This is a genomic window from Desulfovibrio inopinatus DSM 10711 (genome assembly GCF_000429305.1).
Lineage (GTDB): Bacteria > Desulfobacterota > Desulfovibrionia > Desulfovibrionales > Desulfovibrionaceae > Alteridesulfovibrio > Alteridesulfovibrio inopinatus.
On the sequence record NZ_AUBP01000025.1, the window covers coordinates 86,666 to 113,134 of the forward strand.

Genomic DNA, 26,469 nt, shown 5'->3' on the forward strand with positions numbered 1-26,469 from the left:
TCAATCTTTATATTTCCAGCAAGCGTCTTCACGAGCAGGATCGTACGACTTCATGAGCGATTGCCTCAAGAGGTAGCACTCTATCCACACCGCCAAGTTTAATGGCTTCTTGTGGCATTCCAAAAACCACACTCGTGGCTTCATCCTGGGCAATAGTATAGGCTCCGACATCTTTCAGTTCTTTCATTCCGGTCGCGCCGTCGTCTCCCATGCCTGTCATGATAACACCGACAGCGTTCTTTCCTGCGTAGCGAGCCGCCGAACGAAACAGTACATCAACACTGGGTCGATGTCGCCTGACAAGAGGTCCGTCCTTGATTTCAGTATAATATCGCGCCCCGCTCCGTTTCAAAAGCATATGCTTATTACCGGGAGCGATGAGTGCCTGGCCGCGCAAAACCGTATCATTATCAACCGCTTCCTTGACCGTTATGCGACAAATTCCGTTAAGCCGCTTGGCAAATGCGGCCGTAAAATGTTCAGGCATATGCTGTACGATCGCAATACCTGGACAGTCCTGGGGCAACGCTTCAAGAAAAACACGCAACGCTTCAGTACCGCCTGTGGACGCGCCAACGACAACAACCTTCTCTGTTGTCTGAAACATCGCTTTGCCCTTAGGACCCGGCAAAACCGCGTCGGCGGATAACTTGGGTTGCACTTTGAGTTGCGTCGTAGTGATTTTTTTTACCCGGGCCCGTGCGGCCGCTTTCACCGCATCGCAAACACGAATTCGTGCTTCTTCGAGAAACTGCTTCGTGCCAATTTTCGGTTTAAGAATAATATCGACGGCACCGAACTCGAGAGCCCGCAAAGTTGTTTCCGATCCCGATTCCGTGAGCGTCGAACAAATAACAACGGGAATCGGATGCTGCGTCATAAGTTTTTTTAAAAACGTCAACCCATCCATTCTGGGCATTTCAATATCGAGTGTAATGACGTCAGGAACTGTTGTTTCAAGCTTTTTAGCTGCTGCATAGGGATCGGCAGCAGCACCGACAACTTCTATGGTAGGATCAGAATCCAGAATTTCCGTCAATGTTTGGCGAACGAGCGCTGAATCATCGACAACAAGCACTTTGATGGTGTTTGCTGACATTTTGTTTCCTTTATCGAGCTGTTAGAGAAAGCATCACCTACCTCGTTGCTTTGAAAAAAACAAATATTTGCATAAAGAACAAAAAGCATCGTTTTGCTTTTTTTCCTGCAACGTCCATTCGTACGTCCCCTCCACGACCGCCGTTGTATGACGGCAAGCGAGCTTATACAGAAACTTCAACAGCGTGTTCAGCCGTGTCTTCCTGCAAACCGCCCACTTGAGAAAACGCAGACAGTTCTTCAGCAGAAAAAACTTTATCAATATCAAGAATGATAATGAACTGATCCCCACTTTTTCCCATTCCACGAATAAAATCAGCTTTGACACGGGTTCCCATGCGAGGCGGAGGATCAATACTTCCCGGCTCCATCTCATAGACTTCCTGGACCGAATCAGCCAAGGCCCCGAGAATGGTACGTTCACCATCAAGCTCTACCTCAACGATGATAATACAGGTATTTACTGTGCGTTGCGTTTCTCCCATGCCAAATTTCATACGAAGATCGACAACCGGCACAGCCCGACCACGCAAATTAATAACTCCTCGAATGAATTCGGGTGTCCGAGGCACCTTGGTAATGTTCGTCAACTCAAGAACTTCGCGAACCGAACCAATATTCAATGCGAATTGTTCGCGTTCCAAAGTAAACGTCAGATATTGATTGTCATTGAAAGAAGATTCGGTCATGTCGTGCTCCTTGCGTAGTCGTGTTCGGTCGAAGTCGCCGATCGGATTAAGTTGGGAACGTCGACGATAAGAGCCAGAGTACCGTCGCCTTGAATTGTTGCGCCGGAAAGACCTGCAATATCGTGATATAATCTTCCAAGGCTTTTAATGACAGTCTGGTGTTCACCGACAACATGGTCCACGACGATGCCGGTCCGTACCCCATGAACATTTGAAATAACAATTTGTTCTATAGGCGGTGCCATCCCTGCAATATTGAACCAATCACGCAAACGAATGTATGGAACAATTTCCCCACGTAAATTTATGAATTGACGCCCATCAATGGATTTCTCGTTATGTTCCAGCTCAACACACTCTTCCACATCAGACAGAGGAAGAACATAATACTCTCCCCCAGTCTCGGTTTGCAATCCATTTATAATGGCCAATGTCAAAGGAAGACGGATTGTGATTGCCGTTCCTTCACCTTTTGTACTCTCAATTTCAACAGCGCCGCGTAATCCATCGATGCTTCGCTTAACAACATCCATACCAACACCACGGCCCGAAACACTCGTTACAGTTTCAGCCGTCGAAAACCCCGGCATAAAAACAAGATGAAAGCACTCCTGATCGCTTAATTCCGTATCCGCGGCTATCAGCCCTTTTGCAATAGCCTTTTGCCGCAATACGTGGGGATCCATGCCTTTACCGTCATCACGAATGGTAATGCTGACATCTCCCCCTGAGTGTTCTGCACTCAATACGACATGCCCAACGGACGATTTGCCTGCTTCTTTCCGGTCTTCGGGAGGTTCAACGCCATGATCAATGCTGTTCCGAAGTAAGTGAACCAACGGATCAACAAGTCGTTCAATGACAGTTTTATCAAGTTCGGTTTCTGCACCAAAAGTTTCAAGCTCAATTTCTTTTCCCAATTCTGCAGACAAATCACGAACAAGGCGTCTGAAACGGTTAAAAGTCGTACCAATAGGCAACATGCGAATATCGAGCGTGGAATCGCGAAGTTCATCGCTGAGACGATCGAGTTGCTCAGACAATCCCTTCATAAGGGGATCCCTCTTGGCCGTAGCCGCCTGCCGAATTTGGGATTGAACAATAACGAGTTCACCGACAAGGTCGACAAGTTTGTCCAATTTGTCCGCCGCAACACGGATACTTGAAGCAGCATCGGATTCTCGGTCACGCTGTCGACCAGGTGACGCGGAACGTAATGTATTTTGTTCTGCTAAAGCAGACTGTACAACTTGCGGAGACACCAAACCGGCTTCGGTTAAGAGATCGCCGAGGCGTTTCTGACTTTGAAGAACACGCTTCAAGGTTTCGACATCAATATCGCCTCGTTCAATAAGAATTTCTCCGAGTTTTTTGTATGTCGATCGTTCTTCGAATTCATCTGCGCGAACGAGAAGCTCAATACTAATATCGCAGTCGTCCTCAATAAAGAGAAAGACTCCTTTAATGTCATCCGGGGAAAGCGGAGAAGCCAAAATAAGATCCCACCATACATAGCAAAATTCTTCCGTTATGGATTCCAAATCAGGAATTGCGTCAACGTTGCTAAAAATCTGAGGGATGCCATTTTCAACTAATTCTTCAATATACGACAGAGGGTTGCTCCCAAACGTCAGTATATTGGGGTTGGGGCGGAATCGGATACGATATGTATAAATATTTTCTGCGGTTATACTGGCTGGAGGGATATCAGCGGGCTCTTCGTTGAGCTCTTCGTCTTTCGCTGTTCCTTCTTCGCGAAATGCATGAAATTGACTGACGATCTCTTTGCCGCGCTGATCATAGGCCGCGGCAGGGTCTTCAAGAAGCCATTTAATATAGTCTTTCGCGGAAAGGCTGACATCAAGAAGCTTGCTGGTAACAGGCAATAACCCATTGCGAACATCATCAAACACAGTTTCAACATCATGGGTGAATGACGCAATGTCGTCAAAACCGAACATCGCTCCCGAACCCTTGATGGTGTGCATGGCACGAAAGACGCGATTGATAAGGTCGTTATTACCTGGATCGTCTTCCAGTTCCAGTAAACCGTTTTCTAATTCGATAAGAAGCTCAGCTGCTTCCTCTTTGAACGTTTCTCTGTAGAAATCGTCATTGGACATGCAGCCGCCTCCTTCATATCCGCCCGTATCCAGGATAATAGCCTCGGACGTCGGTGGGTTAGAAACGCAGACAAATCAACTTGGGAGAACAGAAGCCTCTTTCGTCGACCCAAATTTCTTTACCGAAGAACTTTTTTCACAACCGCCAGAAGCTGTTCTGGTTTGAATGGTTTGACGATCCACCCGGTCGCACCGGCTGTTTTTCCCTCTTGCTTTTTCCCGGCTTGCGATTCCGTGGTCAGCATGATGATGGGAACAAACTTATAGGCAGCCATGCCTCGAATTTCTTTAATGAGCGAAATCCCATCCATATTCGGCATATTCAGGTCAGTAATGACCATGGATACCGTTCCTTTGAGCTTTCCCAAAGCATCTTTCCCATCAGATGCTTCAATAACATCATATCCTTCTTTTTGCAGTGTCATTTTTACCATTTGTCTGACACTTGCAGAATCATCAACAGTCATAATGGTTTTTGTCATTGCTCCACAACTCCTATCGTCATGACACGCTTTGTTTTCTGATTTTCACAGTGTTTCTGTTAGAGCAACAAACGTGACACCTCTACATTATCTTCAATGCCAACCCGTATCACATATGTCTCGAAACCGTGAATACAATTTACCACCTTGAGATTGAGAGTAGGAATCGTACAAAAGAAGTGATTTGTTCAATGATATAAACCGGTCTTCGTCAGATTGCAATCGCGAGGTGGTATTTTTTATGTCATAAAGGGATTAAAATAATTCCACGTTATCGCCGAGATCATCATGCAAGTCAGTGGAATCATCACTCGTAAAAAGCTCAATGTCATCAGATTCTGACTTTTCTCCTGAAGCATTTTCATGAATGCTACGCTCCACTTCCATGGTGTACCGCTTGAGAAGTTCTTTAAGACGTTCCGGTCTGTTCTCATCGGTTTCATGAGGAACAAGGTGCAACGCATTATCAAGAATCTTTTGAAGAACGGCTCTTCCCGAAGAAAGAGTTCGTGCAACCTCATGGTGAAAATGAATTTGGTCAGCAGCATCGTTGACTGCACTACCAAGGTACTCGCTTTTGTCGTGAAGCCGTATAAAATTTTCATCGACCTCGGCTTTTACCTGTTTGATATCACTTGCCAAGGATTTCAACGTGGCAACCATAGACTCAACTTGCGACATATCATGATAGGCTTCTGCATTTGCCTGCAAAATATCTGACGAAGAAGAAACATCAGACAATACGCTGCCGACTGCATCCGTCTGTCGTCTCGCTTGAACCGACAACTGTTGAATGGCCGAGGCAAGAACTCCAAGGGCTTTCCCTTCTTCTCCCGTGTGAGCAGCCTTGATGCTTGCATTGATCGCGATAAGTTCAATTTCAGAACCGACTTCTTCTATTTCGGAAACAAAAGAACTCATATCAATAACAGTTCCGGCAACGGACTTCATGATGCGCCCAATATCGTCTCCTTGCTCGGCAAATGCACGTAGCCCATCCATAATGCGCCCTATTCCACTATCCAAACGATCCAATACTTGACTTCCCTCACGTCCTCCGGAGGCCGTCAGTTCAGTAATGTCTTGCCCAATATCTAAAATATGCCCAGCAATCCCTTGAATGTTAGTGCGAAAGGTATCGACGGCGTGAACAAAACTTGCTTCACCATGATCCAACTGAGAAACCTGAATTTGGCATACATCTTTAATCCAAGCGATGATTTCTCGTTCTGTCGTCGCGATGTCGCCTTGAGAAAATGCAAACTGGTTTGGATCACGAATAACATTGAGCACATCACGCAAGGCTTCTTCAACATGTTCAACCTGTTGGCGCACGATATCGTGAAATTGCATGGATAAAACGGCATCCGAAATTTTTTCAGCAATTTCTTTGGTATTTTGTGTGAGGCGGGCTGACAACGCTTCAGAGCGTTCCATCAACTCGATAAGCGTCTCAAGATGAAGCATCAGCTCATCAATCAGGCTTTTCGAGTACCCTTTTTGGGATTCAACAAGCAGTTCTGTGCGTTTTCTGGCTGAAACAATCAACTCTTCCAGAGACTTACTTTGTGAAACAATCTGTTCGGAGTGTTTAATTATATTCGCGGCAAGTTTTTCGACATCATCAGAGAGCGTGCTAAACCCCATTCCTTTCGAGCCGAGTCGTGCCGATTCAATTCGAGTAGAAATACCAAGCATACTCAGCCGCTTCACAATGCGGCTGAATTCACCCATAGCACTGTGCAAATGCTTCGTAATATCGTCGATGGAAGCTAGCTCAACCAAGCTGTCTTGACCTGTTGTTGACTCACTCAACGCACTCATGCGTTCGAGTTCGTTGGTTAACCCCTCGACGGCATCACGTAGTCGTGGTCCAGATGTCAATTCGACAACATGAGAGGCCAACTCCGAAAGTTCCGTAGATTCAACATGAAACTGCCCAAGTGCCTCTCCAAGAGCAAGAAAATCATCTTCCCGTTTGGTAATGGCTTGAGACAACGCGTGTTCAAGCTTTCCCAGTGCCTGTGAGCAAGAAGAAAAAAAACGAGCACTTTCTTTTTGGGAAATGATTTCAGTACGTTCATGCGAATTGCTTGTATCTGTATGCACAGGATAAAGATGTTTTCCTTTCATAAAGACGAATATGCCTTAGCATTGTACGAAAGATCAATACACTTCCTAAAAAAAACTGTCCTCGCTTCTGTGCTCATCATAGAATGAGTACACCACATCTTTTTAGAGAAAAGTAATTTCTGCTCTCGCCGTATCTTTATCCAGCGGCTTCACCACAATTTTCACCCGCTCTTTCATATATTCCGCCGCGCCATTTAAAATTCCTTCAAAATAATCAAAAAGTCCCCGCTTTGAATGATAGTTCATAAAAAGCACGTTCCCTTTATCTTCGTAGGTAAACTTTGGAGGCTTGATCCCTGGATGATCTTTCGTCAACTGAGTATGAGTATCATTCATGTGGAGGTAGAAATCTTTCAGCGTTTGAGCCTTAAAGTACCGTCGGTACATCTTGTAAAACATAGGAATCGTAAATTTACCAAAGCCCATAAAGATGTCTCGCTGGCTTTTCCCCGTCAACGATGTGAGCACTTCAGCCATTTGATGGAGCACGGTATCGGGATAACTGGCAGTCGGTAAAAATACCGGGTTTCCCAAAGCGCTCTCCATTTGATCATAGATGTTTTTATTGAAGCGCTCTTTCACGTAATCTTGCATCATTTTGGGCAAAACACCTCGCATTTCGCTGCCAGACGACTTGAGCATCAATTGGCTTTTGTTCTGGTCTGCAGAGAAATCCATACTCATGGAGAGCAACTCTTGGGACAACTCAGCCAAATCACGAGTCGCGTGAGCGGCTTGATCTGCACCCTCGTCAGCTTCATGAGCAATACGTGCGATCTCTTCAATATTTTGATTAATTTCCTCTGCTGCGGAAGACTGTTCCTCTGCTGCAGTTGCTATTTGTGAAACACGAAGAACCATATCCTCAATCTTTTTCAAGATGTCTTCCAACGCCAGTCCAGCGCCATTGGAGAGTTTGGTGCTCTCATTAACCTGTTTTTCGGTCTGCTTCATCGTATCCACAGCATGATTGGAACGCTGTTGGATTTCATGAATGGCAACTTCAACTTCTTTCGTTGCACCCATCGTTTTTTCAGCAAGCTTCCGGACTTCATCGGCAACAACAGCAAACCCACGACCAGCTTCCCCAGCCCGCGCCGCTTCAATCGCAGCATTTAACGCAAGTAAATTTGTCTGGTCGGCAATATCATTAATGACATTGATGATGCGTCCGATTTCTTCGGCTTGACTATTGAGCTGTCCCAATACCGCACCAAGCTTTGCCGACGATTGTGAGACATTATTGATACCATCAACGGCCTTTGTGACGAGCATAACACCTTGGGCTGCCGATTTACTGGCTTCATCAGCAGCACTTGAAGTAACAGCGGCATTTTGGGCAACTTCCATAACCGTTGCCGTCATTTCTTCCATCGCAGTCGCCACGGTATCTGTTTGTTTTTTTTGCTCTCGAGCTCCTCGTGCTTGTTCGTCAGCAGATGCAGAAAGCTCTTCAGAAGCAGATGCAAGGCGTTGTGCTAAGTCGCTGACTTCACGGCTTGCTTCAACCATTTGTTCATTATGCTTCAATACTTCTTTTTGTTGTTCCCTCACATCAGATATGTCGGCAAGCAATTCCGTACTTCCTAAAACATCACCTTTGGTATTCGAAATAATATTAACCGCAATTTTGGCGGGGACAACGCGCTTGTCCCATAAGATAACATCTTTTTCTGTAACCATATTTTGTTTACTATGAATTGCATTTTCAGTCGTCGATGTATTCTTTTTATTATAAAATGCCATCCCAGCATTCACTCCGACGATATCAGTCTCTTTTTTTTTCAAAAAATCCATTGTCGCATTGCTGGCATACGCAATAGTATTATCTTTACGGCACACAACAACAGGCATGCCAATCGATTTAATTGCATTACGGCAAAAAGATATTTCTTCAAGTGTCACTTCCAAAACGCTAGCAAATCTCTGCCCTAAAACTCCTAGATTTTTACACTCAGAAAGGACTGTATTTTTTAATGTTTGCTCGTCTTGTACATTTTCCAAAAGTGCAAGCAAAGAGCGAGATGACGAATCGGCAAAAACGATTGCACCAAAGGCAACAAGAGCACTTACGGCAACCGCAGTATAATACATCCATTGCAAATCCAACCAGAAGGCAACCGAGAGGATACTCACTGTGACAATCCACAGTCCTATGACGACCTGTCGAATACCTAAACGGATCTTATTTTCTGACATGGAATAAACTCCGGGTTAAGACAGTTCAATACGTAAAACACTGCAAGATAATTCAGTTTTCGCAATCGTATCGTCCGCCTCGCGTACAAGACAAGAATCTAAACGACGTGGTTTTTATTACAGGTCTCATTAAAACTTGGCAATCAAAAACACTAATACTTCTACCATGAAGGCAAGATAAACAGACAAGGACGAGCTCTACAAACAGCAATCGAGAGAAAGATCGAGATGCGATAAACAATAAGTCGACAGAATAAAATCAACATTGATTGATGGATCTATTTTACAATTCTATTCACTAACGCAATAGAGACACTGAAACTACTTCTTCTTTCGCCACACCTTTCTCAGCCAAAACAGCAAAAGAACCCCGATGACAATCCCAAGAATAATCAATTCCGCATTATGGACATCATGAAGCACTTCTTGGACAACTTTTCCAAAAAAGAACCCACAATATCCAAATATAATAGCCCAAACGAGAGCACCAATAGCATTGAGTAGAAAAAACTTTTTCCCACTAATATCTGTTGTCCCTAGAATGAAAGGAGTCAAATTACGTAAACCATAAAAAAAACGAAAACTCAGAATGAGAATTTCGTGATAACGGGACAACATGCGATGAACAGTACCAACACGAGCTTTCCATTTCTCACGTTTATTAATGAATTGTTTCCCTTTGAATCGGCCAATATAAAAAGCAAACTGATCACCGCACAAACTTCCACAAAAAGCAGTTGCAATAACAAGATGAAGATCAAGGCCATACACAGGAGATTGGGCCAAGAAACCAGCAACAAGGAGGATAGTTTCACCTTCAAGGAAGGTACCGAGAAACAAAGCGGCATAGCCATAGGTCTGTATAACATATTCCAACGACGGAAACATGGAGCGCCTTTATTCTGTAAGTCGTCTGTCCATACTATATGGACGCTAAAAAAAAACCGCCATCACACAACAACAAAGTGAATATTCTCTGTTCTTCGTCAATATGTTGAAGAGAAATCGATGATATTACGTTAATGGCGAAGACGGTGCCGATAGACAATACACGAGAGTTCGTTTCAATACAGAGAAAGCTTACAGTTCATGGGCTAAAGTTTGTGCAAAAGCATCGAACTTTGCTCCAAGAGCTTTTACAGCTTCATCAAATTCAGGTGGTGTATCAAATGGTTGAAAAGGTTTTCGTTGTACTTCACCGTCTTGGCGGTATCGCGCCACAATTTTCCAGAAAAGCGATCCCTCTCCATAATCAACAATATGAAGTTCAACGACAACGCCAACGATACCTTGCTTAGATATTTTACGATTCAGCAAAGCAACCACTTTAGACTTTTCCTGAGATCCCCACGTTAAATCTTCTGTTAAAACACGAATTTCAACGTTTCGAGATGTATCGGAAAATACCAGAGGCTTTGCGCCTTTCTGCGGAGAACGCACTTTGCGGGCGAAAAACGCAACAGCAATAACAACAACACTGGCCACGATAGCGACTACAATAAACGACTCCGTCATCTCAAAGTCCTTTGGCTACAATGTTTCAGCCTCGTCAAGGCGACGTTCTAGCAAAGAATAGAGCATAAAAAAAGCCATGTCTTGCTGACATGGCTTTTTTTACAGAGAGTCGACTATTTCTTCAGCCAACTCATCATGTCTCTCAATTTCGATCCAACAGTTTCAATGGGATGCTCAGCTTCGAGACGACGAGTAGCCAAGAAGGAAGCTCGTCCGGCTTGGTTCTCAAGAATGAAATCGCGAGCAAAGGTACCTTGCTGAATTTCTTTCAAAATGCGGCGCATTTCTGCTTTGGTCTCATCATTAATAACCCGAGGTCCACGGGTATAGTCACCGTATTCCGCGGTATCGGAAATGGAATACCGCATTTTGGCCAAGCCACCTTCGTACATCAGGTCAACAATAAGCTTGAGCTCATGCAGGCATTCAAAGTAGGCGATTTCAGGTTGGTATCCGGCTTCCGTCAACGTCTCAAAACCGGCTTTAACCAATGCGCTCACACCGCCGCACAAAACAGCTTGTTCACCGAAAAGATCAGTTTCGGTTTCTTCACGGAAGGTAGTTTGCAAAACACCGGAGCGGGAGCCGCCAATACCTTTGGCGTAAGCCAGTGCGATATCGAGCGCTTTACCGGAAGGATCTTGATGCACGGCAACCAAGCACGGCACGCCGCCACCTTCGGTGTACACACGGCGCACAAGGTGTCCCGGACCTTTGGGGGCAATCATGATGACATTAACGTCAGCTGGGGGAATGATCTGGCTGAAATGAATATTAAAACCATGCCCAAACGCAAGGGACTTCCCGGCGCTCAAGTTCGGTAAAATTTCGTTTTTGTAGACTTCGCCCTGATATTGGTCCTGGACGAGAATCATAATGATGTCAGCTTGTTTGGCAGCTTCAGCAGCGCTAACAGGCTCGAAGCCATGTTCTTTGGCCAGAGTCCAGTTCGGACCACCGGGACGCTGTCCGATCACGACATTGATACCCGAGTCACGCAAGTTCTGCGCATGAGCATGCCCTTGGCTACCATACCCGATGATGGCAACCGTTTTATCTTTAATAAGCGAAAGGTCTGCGTCCTGGTCATAGTAAACTTTCATTGTTACTCCTTAATAAAGTACTCTCGACAAGAAAAGGAATTCGGTCATTACTGCATGCTACGCCGCATAGCAACAGCGCCTGTACGAATGACGTCCTTGATGCCGAAACGTTGTAAGAGATTGATGATCGCCTCGATCTTTCCATGGTCGCCGGTGATCTGAATAGTAAGTTCGTCAAGATCGACATCAACGACCTTGCATCGAAAGATGTCTACAATTCGCAAAATTTCTGCTCGTTTGCCTTCTTCAGCATTGACTTTGATCAGCATCATCTCACGTTCAACGGACTTAGTTCCCGTCAAATCGATAACTTTGATCACGGTAACGAGTTTGCGAAGTTGTTTAATGATTTGTTCGATGATCTGGTCATCGCCCGTCGTGGTTATGGTCATGTGGGAGACACCCGCTTCGAGCGTCGGAGCCACATTGAGGGTTTCAATATTGAATCCCCGTCCACTGAACAGACCAGCCACACGTGACAGGACGCCGGGTTCGTTCTCCATCAGGATGGATAGAATATGTCGCATGTGCCCCCCTTTTAGACCAGAATCATATCGGTGAGAGACTTGCCGGCCGGGACCATGGGCGAAACATTTTCCATCGGATCGACAGACACGTCGACAATAACCGTGCTTTTCAGTGCAAATGCTTCGCGCAAGGTGCTTTCCACAGCGTCAGGATCGGTGATCTGAAATCCGGTAGCACCGTATGCTTCGGCCAATTTGACGAAATCCGGGGCTACATCAAGGCAAGTCGAGCAGTAGTTTTCTTGGTAAAAAAGTTCTTGCCACTGTCGCACCATGCCGAGATATCCATTATTCAAAATGACAATTTTTACGGGTAAACCGTAGCAGACCGCAGTCGCCATTTCCTGGATATTCATCTGAATGGAGCCGTCTCCGGCAATATCGATAACGAGCTTGTCGGGAAAAGCCATTTGAGCACCGATAGCCGCGGGAAAACCATAGCCCATAGTGCCAAGTCCGCCCGAACTGATAAACGTTCGCGGGTACTTGAACTTGTAAAACTGCGCGGCCCACATTTGGTTCTGGCCAACTTCTGTAGTGATGATGGCCTCACCGCGAGTAATTTTGTAAATAGATTCAACAACGGCTTGAGGCTTGATCACTCCAGGTTTGGACTCGTAGTGCAACGGTTTGGTCGTTGCCCATTCATGAATCTGTTCGAGCCACTCCTTATGTGGGGGCAAGCAGTCATCGCCTTTCAAGCATGGTTCGATTTCCGACCGGAGAGCGCTTAAAAATTCACGACAACCGGAAACGACGGGAACATGGACAGCAACATTCTTCTGAATTGATGTCGGGTCGATATCAATGTGAACCAACGTCGCTTTCTTGGCAAAGGTAGTCACTTTTCCCGTGACGCGGTCATCGAATCGGGCGCCCACGGCTAAAATAAGATCGGCTTCGGAGACGGCGTGGTTAGCAGTGTAGGTGCCGTGCATACCGAGCATGCCGAGAAATAACGGATCCTCGCCCGGAATGCATCCAAGGCCCATCAAAGTTGCCGTCACCGGAATTTGACAGGTAGTCGCAAGCCACTGCAAATCGTCGTGCGCATTGGAAGCAATGACACCGCCACCTGCATAGATGAGCGGTTTTTTTGCCTTTCGAATGAGATCGACAACCCGACGAACCTGTTTCTTGTTTGGTTCATATGTCGGATTATAGCTACGCATATGAACCGTTTCTGGGTAATGATAGGTCGTTTTTGACGCAAGGATATCTTTCGGCAAGTCGACCAAAACAGGTCCCGGCCGTCCCGAGCGGGCCAAATAAAATGCTTCTTTTATGGTCGCAGCCATCTCTTTGATGTCCTTGACCAGATAATTGTGCTTTGTGCACGGTCGTGAAATCCCGACAATATCGACTTCCTGAAAGGCATCGTTACCGATGAGCGGCGTGGGCACCTGTCCAGTAAAAATAACGACGGGAATCGAGTCCATGTACGCCGTTGCAATCCCCGTAACCGTATTGGTAGCACCGGGGCCCGAGGTGACGAGACATACGCCAACTTTCCCTTTGGCCCTGGCATATCCATCAGCAGCGTGGATTGCGCCCTGTTCATGACGCGTTAGAATATGCGTCAAGGGATACTGCGGGAGATGGTGGTAAATATCAATAACCGCACCACCGGGATAGCCGAACATAACGTCGACACCTTCCCGGACCAGACTTTCCAGGAGAATCTGGGCCCCGGTCAATTCCATGTTAGTTCGCCTCCGCCTTGCGGTATTGTTCCAAAAGACTCATCATTTCAGTTTTGCCAGCAAGTTTCTTTTTCTTCAGTTCCTTGACTTCAAGGTCTTCTTCAGGAGTGAGGAAAGGCTTGCTTTCGTACTTTTCAAGGATCTTTTCGAACTGGATGTGCTCTTCATACAGGCCCTTGAGTTCCGCGTTCTCATCAACGATTTTGGCGATAAGATCCAGATCGCGTTGTTCCATGGTCCTGTCTCCTTGTGTTGATTGTGTTAATTAGCGAAAGGGGCCAAATCGGCCCAATTCGGTTCCGTATTGGAAACAACGTGCAAGGTCTTTTGTCGTGACAATTGTCCTTGCACAATAGTCACCTTATTCTTTGAAACGTGGAAAAGATTCGCGATAAAAGCGACAAGCGCTTTATTCGCCTTATTGTCTACGGCAGGAGCATTGAGTCGGATTTTAAGCCGATCTTGGTGCAGACCGACAATCCCATTTTTTTTGGCATTGGGAGAGACAACAACGCGCAGAACAACACGTCCGTCAGTATTTCTGCTGACGAAGGAAGGTCGCGCTGTTGTATTTTCTGTGTCTAATGTACTCATCTTCACCCAATCTGCCTATCAAGACTGTCGCAGAACACCGACGCACACACAGCGGAAAGTATAATTTCATCGTCTGCATAGTGACTCCGGCGTTCCCTTTGTTCATTGACTCTATACAGCTAGTGAACGTAGCGTGTTGACAAGAAAAATCTGCAGAAACTGGATGACGATAATCACCACAATGGGAGAAAGGTCAAAACCGCTTATAACGATAAACGGCATAAGGCTCCGGATACGCCTATAGACCGGTTCGGTGACAGCATACAAAAAACGAACAATCGGATTGTACGGGTCGGGACGTACCCAGGAGAGCAGAGCCGAAATGATGACAATCCAAAAATATAAATTAAGAACGATGCTAATAACGTAAGCCAAAGCGTCGAAAAAATTGCCGATGATCTCCATTCAATCTCCTTGGCAAACCCTTGAGAAGTACTCTCAGGGACAACAATTAACCTTGACGAAATGTGGCATACCGACAGTGACAAATCAAGTGGTTTTTGGCGCTGCTTATACTGAACAGCCTGTTGTTATTCGAAAATCGGGTTACGACAATGCGTGTTGTAAACACTGTTTAAGGCTTATAAAACCAGGTATATGCATTTGTGCCGAAAGTTCAGGATTCTTGAACGACCAAAACATGACTCCAGCAGCTTGCGCTGTCTCCTGATCAATATGCGAATCACCGATATATCCGACCTCGTCACGTTCAAGTTTCCAGGCTTCAAGAATGCGATGAACTCCCTCTGGATTTGGTTTGGAGCGAGAAACTTTTATCGATGTAATCACGGGGAAAAAATACCCTTCCAGATCAAACATCGTTAAGAGCAATTCCATGGTGTTTGTCCGGTTTGTATTGATAGCCATTTTAATATTTTTGGCACGCAATAGATTGAGAACCGGAAGCAAGCCCTCCTCCATGTGCATATACGGTACAATCTCTCTATAATCGATATCTTGGCGGACTTCATCAGCTTCAGCAAGCTTATCCGCAGGTAATATATACGCGAGAGATTCTTTGACGGTATGAACATGAACGTATGCTTCTTCGTCCGGTGTCATGGGTAAAAAACCCAAACGTTGTCGTACAAGATTATAATATTGCCGATTGGCATCCAGAGAATTAAACAAAACACCGTCACAATCAAAAATAACGCCTTTGAGATTTTTGAGAAAATCAGGTGTCGCTAAGGGATTGCACACGTACATGGGAATCCTCCTTTACGATGCAATGACAACGACCCGTTCAGCATTGAGCAAAGTAACATCTTCCACGGGTCTTTTTCGAAGAAGCAAATGATAACCGGGAACACGAGTAATTTGTAATCCAGAAACACGACATTTAGCAGGCATGGCAATATTATCATCGAGCGGGCCAAATTGGACACCAAAATCTTTCCATGCATCAATCACCGTAGGATCAGAAACAAAAATGCCCGCTTCTTCGGGAAGCAATGTCAACATTGCCGACAATACAGTCGCCCACGGCATATCAAAGTGCTCTTCACCGAAACCAGACTGAATGACGGTAGCATCGCCCAGAGCATCGCCCTGCTCCATCCCAAGGTTATTTTCAAACTTCGACTTGACCTGATTAAACGAAGAATCCAGTTCAACCAGTTCAAGGTGCCGCTTTTGAAGCAACACACCGAGCCCCAAGACAAGCTGAGCTTTGGCCACACGCTCGTTTTGTCGTTTCGTTTCTTCGTTATCCGGAGAGGCTTGTCCCTCAAGAGCAGCCAAGATATTGCGGGATGACTCTTCGGACGTATTCGACGGTGCCCCAAAAATCGAAGCTAAGAGTGCGGGATCTGAAACTTGATTGGCAAGGGTATCGTAATCACGCACCATCTGGCGAAACGTCTTGGGCTCTATGGGGAGTTCCAGAGGACGAAACATGTTCTCTTGTTCAGTCGTCTCAAGACCAGGATCAAAGAATTGAGCACAGGATTGTACTGCTGGAGATACAAAAGCCGGCAAAAGCGCTGGAGCATGAACCAGAAAAGAAGGGAAATCGTAAGAAGGCATAAGGCGCGTCCTTTTTCTATTCAGATATCGTTTTCGGGTTTGGCCGAAAAAGCCGGGCAACGACCCGGACAACGCGGCAGGGATTGGGCGCATAAGTCGCCCAACGCGTGGGCGCAACCAAGAAGGCTGTCAGTATCACCGGGGTGGTAAGCCTGACAATGAGTTTGTCGTTGCAGACTTTTTTGCATGCGCTCTTGTAAAATGCGTGTTGCAACATCTTCACCTATATCGAAGTGTTCGGCATGTACAAGAAAATCATCAAATTCTTTCCCGAGTCGACGTAACTCTCGACAACGGATTTCCTGGTCTAAGCCAGGATTTTGATGTTCGGTCAACAGGCAACGCCCTTTCGCATAGTGTATGCAGTTTGTTCCAGGCATTCGCAAGAACTCAGCCGTCATACTTCCTCCCTGTGGCATTTCTTAGCGAAGGGACCTATTCTTGACCATGAGTTGGCAGGCGTGTATAGCCTGCAACAAGTCATGCACTGGAGGAACGCTATGATAGGTGGAATCGGGTTTCCTGAATTAATCGTCATTTTAGTTATTGTGCTCATTATCTTCGGCGCCAACAAGCTTCCCGAAATTGGGCAAGGCATGGGCCGTGCCATTAAAAATTTCAAAAAGGCGACCAATGAGCCCGAAGAAATTGATGTTACACCCAAAAAGGATAACGCCGAAAACAAAGACAGCTAATTCCAAATCGTTGAATTCGCCTCCTTACGAGATCCCCTCGTAGGGAGGCGGCGCCACGATTAGCTCTTCCTCTTTCCAGTCAGCGCGCCAACAATTCCTGCGGCAACCCCTTCAGCCACAGCGTTACGTTTATCAGCTCTCATTAAAATTTGCTCATCGCTGTTGTTTCCGACAAAACCGCACTCCAAGACTAATGCCGTCATCGGGAGTGGTTTCAACATCTGAAAGGGACCGGCTCCTCTCCCCTGCTCATCAAAAGGTAAACCTTGAGGTACATGAGCAAAAAACGATTCTTTCAATGTTGTCGTTCCCATTCCGATTCGGCCACTCAGGCATGTCAAAGGCGCCTGAAGAAACGACTCGATATCGGACAATGATGTCGGCTTCGCCATTTTCTTTCCAAGATCGTACTTCCACGATTTGTTTTCTTGTTTTGCCGTCTGGCGATCCATCTCCGTGCGTCCTGCCGTGTCGTAGGAAAATGCCCACAGTCCACGCCCCTGAGGATTTGCTATCGCCGACGCATGAATAGAAACAAACACGTCCGCCTGGTACAAACTGGCTAAAAGCGCACGCTGGAAAAATGTCAGGTGGAAATCGGCTGTACGGGTAAGGAACACATCAAACGTTGTGGAAGACAACGCGCGCGCCACACGCAACGCAATATCCAAGCAAACATCCTTTTCCTGAAGCCCTTTCTTCCCAACACACCCGGTATCAGGTCCACCATGGCCAGGATCGACAACAATCCGATACCGACGTGCTTGCTGATCAGACCTTCTTGACGTCAAACGCTCTTTCGCAGCTTGACGTTCGGCTTCAGCTTGGCGCTGTAATGTAGAGATAGCAGGCGCTGTTGTCGTATTTTGCCCATCGGAATATAATGACAGCATTTCCGCCATCATGCGCACGCGAGCATCATTGGGATTGAGACGAAGTGCCTGCCGATATGCAACGAGAGCTTGTGTCGTATCACCTGCAGCCACATATGCTTGACCTAATAAAGACCATGCACGAAAATCACGCTGATTTTGAGCAACAGCTTGCTTTAAAGTCGCAATATTTTTGGCATTGGCATCGTGCTTTTTTTTGTCTTCTTTTGAAGACTGGAAACCAAGAATATTCCCTGTGACGGCAAAAAGAAGACGTGGCGAAATCACCCCACTTCCTAAAGCAGTGGCCAACACGGCGAGAAGATGACGACGACGCAAATTCATCATATTGGATTCCTGGTCGCATGAAACAACACCATACAGGAGCACGTTCCTCGTACTATCGTTCTTGTCTCATCAGTTGCACGCGATGACAAGAGATGGCTGTAAGCTATTATTTTGCAAGTGGTTGCAGAGGATGGAATAATCTTTTTTCTTGAGCTGAACACATCCACTCCCGAGCACAAAGGCGCAATCCATCCACATCGTCTTTTGGAAACCAATCGATATGTTCTTGAATACGGAACCATGTCAGTTGGCGTTTCGCATAAGCACGGGTATTTTTTAGCCAACGCCGCTTGGCTTCGTCCAAATCGATATCCCCATCCAAATATGCAAGAAGCTCAGGGCATCCAATTCCCGTAAAAGCCGGCACATCACGTCGTCCTGCTTTGAGAAGTGCTCGTTGCATTTCATCCAACGCTCCAGCTTCAAGCATCAGATCAATGCGTCTTGCCAAGCGAGGCTTGAGTTCAACAAGATCTGTATCGATACCTAATATCAAGGCATTCAGGCGTGGTCCTTCCGGGGCGGTCTGTTGATGCCATTCGGTGAGAGGTTTACCGGTTTCAAAAAACACTTCAAACGCACGGCTCAATCTCTGTTTATCATTAAAATGAATACGGTTGGCAAATGCAGGGTCAATTTCATGAAGTTTTTCATGAAGCACTCGCCCTGGGGTCTCCGGCATTAAGGAGCGTGCATGTTCCCATAAATCAATCACACGCTCTTTTGCCGCCGTTCCAATTGGGGGAATCGGTGCCAACCCATTCAACAGAGCACGCAGATACATCCCTGTACCACCGACAAGGATGGGGGTCCGTCCCATGGAAAAAACCGATTCCACGGCTCGTCGGGCTTCTTCAACAAAAATTCCAGCCGTTACTTTACTTTCCAGCTCCATGTGACCATACAGGAAATGCGGGCATACGGCCTGTTCTTGCGGGCTCGGTTGAGCCGTAACAAGAGGAAGATCACGATAAATCTGACGAGAATCGAGATTGACGACAGCTCCCTGAAAGTCTTCAGCCAAAGCGAGTGAAGCCGCGGTTTTTCCTGTCCCCGTAGCACCGACGAGTACAAGGATAGATCCAGAAGTCATGATGTTTTGGGCAAAGGGACAACCCCGTATTTTTCTTGAAGACGCTCCACAACAAGAGCAGGCACAAGTTCTGTGACATCCCCGCCCAGCCTGGCAGCTTCTTTAATGATGGTAGAACTAATGTAAAGCCAACGAAAATCCGTCATAAGAAAAACGGTTTCAACCGTACGTTCAAGCTTTCTGTTCATGAGTGCCATCTGGAACTCATATTCAAAGTCAGAAACAGCACGAAGCCCACGAAGGATAACGTTCGTTTTCCGACGTTTGACATAGTCCACTAAAAGCCCCTCAAACGATTCAACCATAACCGCCGGCTCATCCGCAAAAACTTCTGCTGCCATTTCAACACGTTCTTGAACAGTAAAAAGCGGTTTTTTTTGGGAATTTCTTGCTACAGAGACGATAACGGAATCATAAATATTCAAGGCGCGTTTCACCAAACTGACGTGTCCATTCGTCAAAGGATCAAATGATCCAGGATAGACGGCTACGCAACCGTGTTTTGCCATAAGAGAATCCTTGTTTGACCGTATTCACGGTCGGTTTCTAACTCGAGCCCGGCAGGAACTTCGAAACTGCCTACTCTTACATTTCGTTCCACCTCAGCGACAACGATTCCATTCGGTGCAATACAACCTCGCTTTGCGCACAGATCAAGAACACCGGGTAAGTCATCACGGCCATAGGGTGGATCAATGAAAATCAAGTCAAAACCGTTCTGACATCGATCAACAAATGTGGTGACATCACCACAAACAACGGAAAATTCGCGCGGGGGCAAGCCAAGTGTACGGGCATTGTCCCGTAACAGTCCGGCAAGACGTTTATTGCGTTCCACAACCGTCGCACTTTTTGCTCCACGGCTCACGGCCTCGAAAGCAAGTGACCCTGTCCCCGCAAAAAGATCAAGGACAAGACTATCCTCAAAACACAGGCCACGAGCAATGAGCATGGAAAAAATCGACTCACGAACCCGAGCCATAGCCGGTCGTACGCCGGCAATATCGAGTGTTTTCAGTTGTCGGCCTTTGAAACGACCGCTGATGATTCGCATGTGTTCTCCTGACGACTGGCAGTAGCAAGAGCAGGCCTCAAACTCGGGCCTTCAGTTGGTTATTGGATCGATTATGCCTGTGTCGAAGGACGCCTGAGTCCTGTCAACAGTGCGTATGTGTTTGGGCTGTAGCGTGCCAAAAGCCGCCCCGTCCCGAGAGCTGTACAGAAAGTTATGATACTGATTCCAAAATAATACACAATGTCCGTAAGCGGATTGAATGGAAGAAAAATAAAGCGACTATAATATATAAAAAGCGACAAAATGGGCTCATGAATTAAATATACAAAAAATGAAAACGGAGCGGCCCGCAGCAAAATGGCATTATTGCACACCCAAGGCAAGCGAGAAAGCGCCCACAAAGCCCCCACTCCACTAATGAGTTCCAGACAATGTTGAGGATAATACCACTCGGGAGATATGCTGTCTGCCTCTAGCCATACACCGAGACTAAGCATCAGAATATACCCTACGACAATCCACGTGCCATATTGTGAAAGCCCATCGAGATCCACGTCTTTTTTGGCCAGAACACACCCGCAATAAAAGAAAAATACGCCTGAAGCATCAAGCGTCAAATAAGGAGCTGGGTGCTGTGTCCAAAAAATGAATACAAGGATAATGCCCCATACTTTGGTCACACGAAAGAAGCCTAAAAACAGAGGGGCGGCGAGAAAAAAGATATACAGGTCTCGCAAGAACCATAAAGTGTAATTGATCGGTTTCCCATGAATCCCGAGGAAAAGATCCCAAATCCCTCGATCTGTCAAATACGCCTGGTTCCCAATATATGGAATTTTTCCAAACGCCATAATGCTCAAAACAAGGAGCGTGTTAAACAAGAGATAGGGAAAAAGAACGGTTTTCGTCTTTTTTATCACTGTCTTGACATATGAATCCCTGGTAAATGTCCACGTCGAAAAGAAAAGATATGAGGAAATAATAAAAAATAAGGGAACAGCCACACGGCAAAGATGATGTCCCCAAATTGACGCGGTGAACCAGACTGCAGGCGGATAGTCTTTCACATAGACGATAAGCCCCTTTTCCGCGTGAATCATAATGACGAAGAAGACAAGAGCGATTTTGAGCACGTCGATACGATGCGACGTCACTCTATCAATACGACGACGAGTACTCATGCATAGTCCAAATACGTATCAGTCCAACACATCAAAGCGAGAAAACTTCATGACCATACCAGCTCGTCCTTGGGTTGCAGAACGCATTTGCGTGGAAAACCCAAAGAGACTGCGTAAAGGTGTCAATGATTTCACTATTTTGATTCCGCCACGATCGAACATATTTTCGATTTTGGCTCCCTTTGTCCCGAGTAGCCCGATAATTTCTCCAACGAACTCTTCGGGAACAGAAATCTCCACATCCATCAAGGGTTCCATAAGGCGCAATCCTGCGTTTTGAAGCCCGTCTTTCACGGCAAGGTGCGCGGCCATACGAAACCCCACTTCCGTTGATTGCCCTTCAAGGCGCTCAAGCTCCACAACACGAACACGAACATCCTGAACAGGAAATCCTTTAATGGGACCACTTTGCAAGGCATCATCAATACCATCGGACACGGCATCAATCCATTTAGGCGGCCAAAGATCAATATCGACTTCAAAAACAATATCTTGCCCACCATCTCGAGGCAGTGGAGACACTTCCACGACCACATGCCCATGGTGCAACTGTTCGCCCAACTCTCTGTGAAAGAGTCCCTTTCCACGACCTGTAGTGAGTATTGTTTCCTGATAGACAACTTGAGGATTTCCGGCGCGTGGTTCCAGTTTATATTCACGCCGTAATCTGTCCAGCACCACTTCAAGGTGGAGTTCTCCCATTCCTGAGAGAACAATTTGTCCAGTTTCCTCGTCGTTCACCAATGTCAGCGTCGGGTCTTCAAGCAAATACTTTTCCATCGCCGCCAAGAGTTTGTTGGCTTCATCCGTATTCCGCGGCTCAATAGCGAGAGATATCACTGGCTTATAGCCAGAAATCGTTTCAAGTACGACAGGCCGATCAACATAAGTCAGAGTATCTCCGGTTTTCGCAAAGCGCATTCCGGCTGCTGCAATGATGTCACCGGCATACGCGACATCGAGTTTTTCTTTATGATCAGCGTGCAGGTGAAACAATCGAGCAACTCGCTCCACTTTTTCTTGGGTGACGTTGTAAACATCCTGTCCAGCTTCGAGTTTCCCGGAATAAATACGCATAAGAACCAACTTGCGTCCGGTTTCCAAAGTGACTTTAAAGGCAAGTGCGGTCAGCGGCTCCTTTGCACTGATAGGAATCGTAATTTCTTCATGTGTTTTAGGATCAATCCCCGTCACATGTTCTCTATCAGCAGGACTGGGCAGATAGGCACATACGGCGTCGAGTACGGGTTGAACGCCAATGTTTTTCAGTGCAGAACCGCATAAAACCGGAACAACGGTATTCGACAATGTCAGCCCTCGAATTGTCGACTGTATCGTTGCTGTCGAAATGTCTTCTCCTGCAACGTACAACTCAAGCAAGCTGTCATCACTTTCGGCAATGGCTTCCAGCAAGGCATCACGCCAGGGTTGAGCCAAAGCAGCTTCATTTTCGTCAAGATCGTGAAGAGAATAAGTTTCTCCCATATCCTCCGCATCGAAACGCAAACGTTTCATATGTACAAGATCAATAATACCTTCAAAATCTTGCCCCTGACCGACAGGAATCTGCAAGGCAAGCGGATTGGCATGCAGTCTGTCACGTAACGCCGCAACAGCTTTTTCAAAGTCTGCCCCAAGACGGTCCATTTTGTTAATAAACGCGAGTTTCGGGACTCCGTATTTTTGCGATTGCCGCCAGACAGTCTCGGATTGCGGTTCGACGCCGGAAACTGCACAAAAGACGCCGACAGCGCCATCCAGCACCCGCAAAGCGCGTTCGACTTCTATCGTGAAATCGACATGGCCCGGTGTATCTATAATATTGATACGATGGTCGCCCCAAATACATGCCGTACAAGCCGAAGCGATGGTAATCCCACGCTCTTGCTCTTCTGGCATAAAGTCCATTGTGGCCGTTCCTTCGTGGACCTCTCCCATACGATGGATACGCTTACTGTAGTACAGGATACGTTCGGAAAGCGTTGTCTTTCCTGCATCGATATGCGCAATGATGCCGATATTGCGAATCATGGACAAGGCGTTCTGGCTTTGTCCTTTTTTCGTAGCCATGGGGTTCGGGCCTCCGGTAATTGAGACGTGGGAACGGGAAAACTATTCAGGTGAGATTGAATACGTTTTCATCGTCGGCATGGCAAGTGTAGCCATACTCTTGGCAAGAAAGCATCGACGCGTGGAACGAAAAAAAGATGACGACAATTCCGGCCAAATAAAATCGCTTTCTCGTCCGGATTGCACAACAAGTGATGAGGCATGCATGAATGAAGTAGGATCATATTCCGAAGCTATTGCCAAAAGGCCAGGAAGGTCTTCATATACATTTTGCGTACAGCTGGAACCTGAAGCTCGGCCAAACATTTCTGCGTGAAGCTGTTGAATACTTTCGCCAGCATGGCAAAAACGCAGGGTCTCTTCATCAACTTGTTGTTCTTCCGCAATGATCCCCACTCCTGGATGCATTGTCGGTTGCCATGTCGGAAGAGAACGACACGCAGAAGCCAAGTCATGACTTTCAAAAAAAGAATGTTGTGGTGTGATGATGCACACATCACTGACTCCAGCAACATGAGTAAGAAACGTTGCCCACATTTCCTGCTCCAGGGAAAGCACAGCCTCAATACCGGCTAGCTCCATGGCGACGACTAGCGCCGGAGGCCAATTGGCATATTCCATTCCGATACCGACAACAAGAACAAGCGGTATTCTGGCAGTAACGGCAGGAATCAGACATGCTAAAAGTCGAGCAGGAGATTGAAAACGATCATTGAAGGCAACCACACACACATCATGCGGCTTTTCGATACAATACGTACCCTGCCCGCTCGGGGAAGTTTTTGCGATGCAAATTTCAGGAGTAGGTGTTGGGGGGTACGCGTCAAACAGGCCAGCCATGCAGGTCTTTAACCGTGCACGGCCAATATCGTCTACCGTATCATAACTGACAGCAAAAACGTCTTCAGAAAGAATCCGCTGTTCGAGCCAAGCAGATTCTCCCATGACCGAATGGCCAGATAAGAACGTCTCAAGGCGTGTTATGGGATCAACCATATTTGGGAAGCTCGTATTCAGATCCGACAGGCCTCTCAGACCTCCACTTTAGGAAACACGCAATAGACACGAACAATGCGTGCACCAAAGTAAGATGTATCCGAGCCGCCTGCCGGTTTTGTTCTTGTGATGGCTTAGAGCCACTCCTTCAGCCATTGTCGCCAATCGCCCTCAATTTCTCGACGTTCATCTTCTGTGAGCGTCTTCTGGTATTCGAGATATGACAAGGCTGCCCGTTCTTTGGAGTATTCAACGACTTCAGGAACGTCTTTGAAGTTGTCGGCCACATACATATAACGACGCCAGGCAGGACCGTAATTATCCGTACGCCAATAAAAATCAGCGACAAACAGCTCATGCTCTGCCATTCGTTTGCGGCATTTCAGGATGTACTCTCCGGCGAGCTTTCCGTATTCGGTTTGCGGGAAGGTTTCTTCCAGCAAGTAGAAATACTGCAGTGCCGTTTGGAGATTATCTGGCGGCATATCAATGGATTCAGCACGCTTGAAGTTTGACATCCCAATCTGAAACAGAACATAGGGAATTTCTTCATCACGTGGATGTAGCGATTCAAACTCCATATACACATCGGATGCTGTCGCATAGTCCTCTTCCAAGAACAGCGCATCACCCAACGCAATGAGAGCTGGCGTTGTGTACGGACTAAAAGGATAACGATCTTTGAGTTTGGTGAAATACTCGATGGCGTTGCTGTATTTCTTTTCACTCATAGCGTCCCGGCCAGCTTCGTACAATTCCTGGGCTGTGTCCTCGGGAGGCGGCAGAAAGAAATAATCAATAAAACCGCACCCATTGAGTTGAGTCACCAGAAGGAATATCGCAATAAGACGGATGACTGACAGATTCATGGTGTCCAAGTGGGTTAGATATTCGTAAAAAACAGTCTCGCATCGGTCGAAACTGATACCAGATTGAGGCTGAGCATACAAACCAAAAAACAGCAAGGAAAAGACAACCAATCAAGCAGACTGTTTATATATATAGAAAATGCTGCTGTTTTTCTCCCCAAAAAAAAGGACCACCGAGGGTGGCCCTGGACACGGTCGTTTGACAGCGATCAAATAAACCCCTTTTCTTCCATATAGGCGTGCGCTGCATTCGCAGCGGTAGCGCCATCCCCCACGGCTGTCGTAATCTGCCGACACAATTTTGACCTGATGTCTCCGGCAGCAAAAATCCCAGGGACTGAAGTACGCATCTCAGCATCCGTGATAATAAATCCACGTTCATCAAGCTGTATTTCAGGAGGATAAAAATCTCCATGAGGATCGTATCCGACAAAAACGAAAACACCGTCGACACTCAGATGCTCTTTTTCACCTGTTTTGATGTTTTCGATCTCAATGCCGGTCACTTTATCATCTCCCAAAATACGTTTGGCCAATGTACTTCGGCGAATAGTGATGACAGGATTTACCTCACATCGATTTTGAAAACACTTGTGTCCCCGGAAGTCATCGCGCCGGTGAAGGAGGTAGAGTTTTTTGACGAGACGAGCCAAGTATAATGATTCTTCGAGCGCGGTGTTGCCACCCCCAATAACCGCAACCACCTGATCACGAAAGAAATTCCCATCACACGTGGCGCAATAGGATACACCTTTGCCCGACAGCTCTTTTTCTCCAGGGAGTCCGAGTTCTTTATACACAGCTCCCGTACAAACAATAATCGTCCTTGCTTCCACCCACGTATCGCCAATCTTGAGGCGGTGCATCTCTTTGCCGACTTCAATACGACTTACTTCGTCGTTGTACGTGTCATAGTGGTACGGCTTAAGATGTTCGGCAAAAATATCAGCAAGTTTCCACCCTTCAACCGGCTGGGGAAACCCCGGATAGTTTTCTACAAGATGCGTTCGAAGGACTTGCCCTCCTGGAGCAAGTTTCTCCACGACAGCAACTTTCACTTGAAACCGCAAAAGATAAAGGGCGGCCGTTATTCCGGCCGGGCCGCCCCCAATGACGATGGCGTCATACCTATTCAT

Annotated in this window: 27 protein-coding genes; 1 reads left to right on the plus strand and 26 read right to left on the minus strand. The window is 46.5% G+C overall.

Annotated features, from left to right (window positions below):
* Positions 1–28: 28 nt before the first annotated feature.
* The 17 genes from G451_RS0114980 to G451_RS0115065 form a co-directional block, all read right to left on the minus strand.
* On the minus strand, positions 29–1,099 hold the full coding sequence (locus G451_RS0114980; RefSeq protein WP_027184897.1) for a protein-glutamate methylesterase/protein-glutamine glutaminase: 1,071 nt from the start codon (positions 1,097–1,099) through the stop codon (positions 29–31).
* 163 nt (positions 1,100–1,262) lie between these two features.
* Entirely contained in the window at positions 1,263–1,787 is a 525-nt protein-coding gene (locus G451_RS0114990) for a chemotaxis protein CheW (RefSeq protein WP_027184898.1), read from the minus strand.
* The gene (locus G451_RS0114995) at positions 1,784–3,910 is read right to left on the minus strand and encodes a chemotaxis protein CheA (RefSeq protein WP_027184899.1); all 2,127 of its coding nucleotides are present in this window, start codon (positions 3,908–3,910) and stop codon (positions 1,784–1,786) included. Before G451_RS0114995 ends, G451_RS0114990 begins: the two co-directional genes overlap by 4 nt.
* Positions 3,911–4,029: 119 nt before the next feature.
* The gene (locus tag G451_RS0115000; protein WP_027184900.1) at positions 4,030–4,392 is read right to left on the minus strand and encodes a response regulator; all 363 of its coding nucleotides are present in this window, start codon (positions 4,390–4,392) and stop codon (positions 4,030–4,032) included.
* 255 nt (positions 4,393–4,647) lie between these two features.
* Positions 4,648–6,501, minus strand: a complete 1,854-nt coding sequence (locus G451_RS29680; RefSeq protein WP_169727885.1) for a methyl-accepting chemotaxis protein — start codon at positions 6,499–6,501, stop codon at positions 4,648–4,650.
* Positions 6,502–6,627: 126 nt separating this feature from the next.
* Positions 6,628–8,724: a methyl-accepting chemotaxis protein gene (locus G451_RS0115010; RefSeq protein ID WP_027184901.1), complete on the minus strand. Its 2,097-nt coding sequence runs from the start codon at positions 8,722–8,724 to the stop codon at positions 6,628–6,630.
* Between the two features lie 321 nt (positions 8,725–9,045).
* Entirely contained in the window at positions 9,046–9,612 is a 567-nt protein-coding gene (locus G451_RS0115015; RefSeq protein ID WP_027184902.1) for a DedA family protein, read from the minus strand.
* Positions 9,613–9,804: 192 nt separating this feature from the next.
* Positions 9,805–10,239, minus strand: coding sequence for a hypothetical protein (locus G451_RS0115020; protein ID WP_027184903.1), 435 nt, complete (start codon positions 10,237–10,239; stop codon positions 9,805–9,807).
* Between the two features lie 113 nt (positions 10,240–10,352).
* A complete protein-coding gene (ilvC, locus tag G451_RS0115025) occupies positions 10,353–11,342 on the minus strand; it encodes a ketol-acid reductoisomerase (protein ID WP_027184904.1) in 990 nt (329 codons plus the stop codon).
* Positions 11,343–11,389: 47 nt separating this feature from the next.
* Entirely contained in the window at positions 11,390–11,869 is a 480-nt protein-coding gene (gene ilvN / locus G451_RS0115030) for an acetolactate synthase small subunit (protein WP_027184905.1), read from the minus strand.
* 11 nt (positions 11,870–11,880) lie between these two features.
* Entirely contained in the window at positions 11,881–13,572 is a 1,692-nt protein-coding gene (gene ilvB, locus G451_RS0115035) for a biosynthetic-type acetolactate synthase large subunit (RefSeq protein ID WP_027184906.1), read from the minus strand.
* Position 13,573: 1 nt separating this feature from the next.
* Positions 13,574–13,807 carry a DUF465 domain-containing protein gene (locus G451_RS0115040; protein ID WP_027184907.1) on the minus strand — a complete coding sequence of 78 codons (234 nt, stop codon included), beginning with the start codon at positions 13,805–13,807 and terminating at the stop codon, positions 13,574–13,576.
* 26 nt (positions 13,808–13,833) lie between these two features.
* Positions 13,834–14,166, minus strand: a complete 333-nt coding sequence (locus G451_RS0115045; protein ID WP_027184908.1) for a DUF167 domain-containing protein — start codon at positions 14,164–14,166, stop codon at positions 13,834–13,836.
* A 111-nt stretch (positions 14,167–14,277) separates the two neighbouring features.
* Positions 14,278–14,571: a YggT family protein gene (locus G451_RS0115050; protein WP_027184909.1), complete on the minus strand. Its 294-nt coding sequence runs from the start codon at positions 14,569–14,571 to the stop codon at positions 14,278–14,280.
* A gap of 141 nt (positions 14,572–14,712) precedes the next feature.
* The gene (locus tag G451_RS0115055; RefSeq protein WP_027184910.1) at positions 14,713–15,375 is read right to left on the minus strand and encodes an HAD family hydrolase; all 663 of its coding nucleotides are present in this window, start codon (positions 15,373–15,375) and stop codon (positions 14,713–14,715) included.
* Positions 15,376–15,387: 12 nt separating this feature from the next.
* Positions 15,388–16,194, minus strand: coding sequence for a hypothetical protein (locus G451_RS0115060; RefSeq protein WP_027184911.1), 807 nt, complete (start codon positions 16,192–16,194; stop codon positions 15,388–15,390).
* Positions 16,195–16,214: 20 nt separating this feature from the next.
* The gene (locus tag G451_RS0115065) at positions 16,215–16,595 is read right to left on the minus strand and encodes a hypothetical protein (RefSeq protein ID WP_027184912.1); all 381 of its coding nucleotides are present in this window, start codon (positions 16,593–16,595) and stop codon (positions 16,215–16,217) included.
* Between the two features lie 102 nt (positions 16,596–16,697).
* Here G451_RS0115065 and G451_RS0115070 point away from each other — a divergent pair, with 102 nt between their 5' ends.
* A complete protein-coding gene (locus tag G451_RS0115070; protein ID WP_027184913.1) occupies positions 16,698–16,889 on the plus strand; it encodes a twin-arginine translocase TatA/TatE family subunit in 192 nt (63 codons plus the stop codon).
* A 59-nt stretch (positions 16,890–16,948) separates the two neighbouring features.
* Here the strand turns inward: G451_RS0115070 and G451_RS0115075 are convergent, their stop codons facing one another.
* The 9 genes from G451_RS0115075 to trxB form a co-directional block, all read right to left on the minus strand.
* Positions 16,949–18,109: an N-acetylmuramoyl-L-alanine amidase gene (locus G451_RS0115075; RefSeq protein WP_027184914.1), complete on the minus strand. Its 1,161-nt coding sequence runs from the start codon at positions 18,107–18,109 to the stop codon at positions 16,949–16,951.
* Positions 18,110–18,215: 106 nt separating this feature from the next.
* The gene (gene miaA, locus G451_RS29685; protein ID WP_051261542.1) at positions 18,216–19,202 is read right to left on the minus strand and encodes a tRNA (adenosine(37)-N6)-dimethylallyltransferase MiaA; all 987 of its coding nucleotides are present in this window, start codon (positions 19,200–19,202) and stop codon (positions 18,216–18,218) included.
* A complete protein-coding gene (gene coaD / locus G451_RS0115085) occupies positions 19,199–19,711 on the minus strand; it encodes a pantetheine-phosphate adenylyltransferase (RefSeq protein WP_027184915.1) in 513 nt (170 codons plus the stop codon). The genes miaA and coaD overlap by 4 nt, the downstream gene beginning before the upstream one ends.
* Positions 19,690–20,256, minus strand: a complete 567-nt coding sequence (rsmD, locus tag G451_RS0115090) for a 16S rRNA (guanine(966)-N(2))-methyltransferase RsmD (RefSeq protein ID WP_027184916.1) — start codon at positions 20,254–20,256, stop codon at positions 19,690–19,692. The genes coaD and rsmD overlap by 22 nt, the downstream gene beginning before the upstream one ends.
* A 71-nt stretch (positions 20,257–20,327) precedes the next feature.
* The gene (locus tag G451_RS0115095) at positions 20,328–21,398 is read right to left on the minus strand and encodes an acyltransferase family protein (RefSeq protein ID WP_027184917.1); all 1,071 of its coding nucleotides are present in this window, start codon (positions 21,396–21,398) and stop codon (positions 20,328–20,330) included.
* Between the two features lie 18 nt (positions 21,399–21,416).
* On the minus strand, positions 21,417–23,468 hold the full coding sequence (fusA, locus tag G451_RS0115100) for an elongation factor G (RefSeq protein WP_027184918.1): 2,052 nt from the start codon (positions 23,466–23,468) through the stop codon (positions 21,417–21,419).
* 42 nt (positions 23,469–23,510) lie between these two features.
* Positions 23,511–24,464, minus strand: a complete 954-nt coding sequence (locus G451_RS0115105) for a hypothetical protein (protein ID WP_027184919.1) — start codon at positions 24,462–24,464, stop codon at positions 23,511–23,513.
* 134 nt (positions 24,465–24,598) lie between these two features.
* Positions 24,599–25,333 (minus strand): outer membrane protein assembly factor BamD, encoded by a 735-nt coding sequence (locus tag G451_RS0115110; RefSeq protein WP_027184920.1) that lies wholly within the window; start codon positions 25,331–25,333, stop codon positions 24,599–24,601.
* A gap of 209 nt (positions 25,334–25,542) precedes the next feature.
* A complete protein-coding gene (trxB, locus tag G451_RS0115115; protein WP_027184921.1) occupies positions 25,543–26,469 on the minus strand; it encodes a thioredoxin-disulfide reductase in 927 nt (308 codons plus the stop codon).